3 protein-coding genes and 1 pseudogene are annotated in these 2,059 nt (G+C 69.6%); 1 reads left to right on the top strand and 3 read right to left on the bottom strand.

Annotated elements, in window-relative coordinates:
- A pseudogene (locus tag WA965_RS07700) lies at positions 1 to 227 on the bottom strand (DAK2 domain-containing protein); the annotation flags it as partial.
- A gap of 212 nt (positions 228 to 439) precedes the next feature.
- Between WA965_RS07700 and rpmB the strand changes: the two are divergent.
- On the top strand, positions 440 to 634 hold the full coding sequence (rpmB, locus tag WA965_RS07705) for a 50S ribosomal protein L28 (protein WP_178362158.1): 195 nt from the start codon (positions 440 to 442) through the stop codon (positions 632 to 634).
- Positions 635 to 651: 17 nt separating this feature from the next.
- Here rpmB and WA965_RS07710 read toward each other — a convergent pair whose 3' ends face one another.
- Together WA965_RS07710 and WA965_RS07715 are read right to left on the bottom strand one after the other, a co-directional pair.
- The gene (locus WA965_RS07710; RefSeq protein ID WP_526297369.1) at positions 652 to 1,329 is read right to left on the bottom strand and encodes a uracil-DNA glycosylase; all 678 of its coding nucleotides are present in this window, start codon (positions 1,327 to 1,329) and stop codon (positions 652 to 654) included.
- A 27-nt stretch (positions 1,330 to 1,356) separates the two neighbouring features.
- The coding region (locus WA965_RS07715; protein WP_526447316.1) for a thiamine-phosphate kinase at positions 1,357 to 2,059 on the bottom strand (703 nt) is incomplete at its 5' end.

The following is a 2,059-nucleotide window of genomic DNA, read 5'->3' on the forward strand; positions in this document are numbered from 1 at the left end:
CCTTCGGCCAGCGCGGCGGCCACGTGCGCGACGTCGTCGACAGTCCCGCGCGCGTCGGCCTGCGCCCAGGCGGCACGCATCGTGAACAGCATGTTCGTGCCCGTGTCGGCATCGGCCACCGGGAACACGTTGAGCCGGTTGATCTCGTCGGTGTGCCGGATGAGATCGGCGACCGCGGTATGTGCCCAACTCCGCAGGGCAGGCGCATCGAGCCGCCGAACCGCCATCCCACCTCCAGACCACAGTGCCGCCGTCGCGTCAGCCTATCCAGTGGTGCGGACAGCTTCGTAGACTGCAAGGTCACGGCTGTGGACACCGCAGCGCTGCCGGTTTTGGCGATATATGCGGCGGCCGGTATTCTGATCAGGTTGTCGGGTCACCCGTGGCAAGTCCGCGGCCAAGACCCAGCCCCCACGTACTGATTCGAGGAGTTCTGCATATGGCTGCCGTGTGCGATATCTGCGGGAAGGGCCCCGGCTTCGGCAAGTCGGTGTCGCACTCCCATCGCCGGACCAGCCGTCGCTGGAACCCGAACATCCAGCCGGTGCGCGCTGTGTCGCGCCCGGGCGGCAACAAGCAGCGGGTGAACGTGTGCACGTCCTGCCTGAAGGCCGGCAAGGTCTCGCGCGGCTGACAGCCGGCGGATCGACGTCAGGGTAGCCGCCAGTCGACTGGCTCGGCGCCCATCGTCTCCAGGAGTTCGTTGGCGCGGCTGAACGGTCGCGACCCGAAGAATCCCCGCGACGCCGACAGCGGCGACGGATGCGCCGACTCGATGGTCATGGTGTCACCCAGCATGGGTTTCAGCGTGGCGGCGTCGCGCCCCCACAGCACCGCCACCAGCGGCTGCTGACGAGCCACCAGCGCACGGATCGCGCATTCGGTGACGGCCTCCCACCCCTTTCCGCGGTGTGACGCCGGCGTGCCCGGGCGCACGGTCAGAACACGGTTGAGCAACATCACCCCCTGCTGCGCCCACGGGGTCAGATCACCGGTGGACGGTGCCGGATGGCCGAGGTCGTCGCGGTATTCGGTGTAGATGTTGGCCAGGCTCCGCGGCAGCGGTTTCACCTCGGGAGCGACCGAGAAGCTCAGACCGACCGCGTGTCCGGGCGTCGGGTACGGATCCTGGCCGACGATCAGCACGCGGACCCGGTCGAATGGAAACGTGAACGCGCGCAACACGTTCGACCCGGACGGCAGATACGGTCGGCCACCGGCCAGCTCTGAGCGCAGGAACTCGCCCATCTGTGCGACCTGGGGTTCAACCGGTGCGAGTGCGCGGGCCCAGGCCTCGTCGACCAACTCGCTGAGAGGACGTGCTGTCACGATTGGCCAACCTAGCGGGCGGCGTCGTCAGAAGGATTGCCAGCCCGGGTCACCGCCCCACGCCACGCCGTCGACGGTCACCCGGGGAGGTGCGTCTGCGACATCGGACACCGTGCCGATCACCCGCCAGCCGGGAGGCGCAGCCACTGGGAACGTCGCCACCAGCGCGTGATCTTCCCCACCTCCCAGCACCCACTCCCACGGATCGGATCCCGTCGCGGCGGCAGCGCCGGTCAGCGCATCGACGTCGTCACGCAGACCGGTTGCAGACAGGTCCACCCACACCCCGGAGGCGGTGGCGATGTGGCCCAGGTCGGCGAGGAGCCCGTCGGAGACATCGGTCATCGACGTCGCCCCGGCACGCGCCGCGACCGCTCCCTGACCGTAGGGCGGCACAGGCACCCGGTGGCGTCCGCGCAGATCGTCGAATCCACCGATCCCGTTGTGCAACACCGTATACCCGGCTGTCGAGCAACCCAGATCACCGATCACCGCCACGGTGTCGCCCGGCTGCGCGCCGCTGCGGCAGACAGGGTGGAGCCCGTCGAGGTCTCCGAGCGCGGCCACCGAGACGACCCACTGCGGGGCCTGCACCATGTCGCCACCGACGATGCCCGCGCCCAGCAGTCCCGCCTCGTGCCACAGTCCGTCGGCGAGTTCGACCGCCCGCGTCGTTGCGGTGTCGCCGGGGGCGCCGAACCCGACGACGAACGCCGTCGCCCGGGCGCCC

The organism is Mycobacterium sp., assembly GCF_049683935.1.
Classification (GTDB): domain Bacteria; phylum Actinomycetota; class Actinomycetes; order Mycobacteriales; family Mycobacteriaceae; genus Mycobacterium.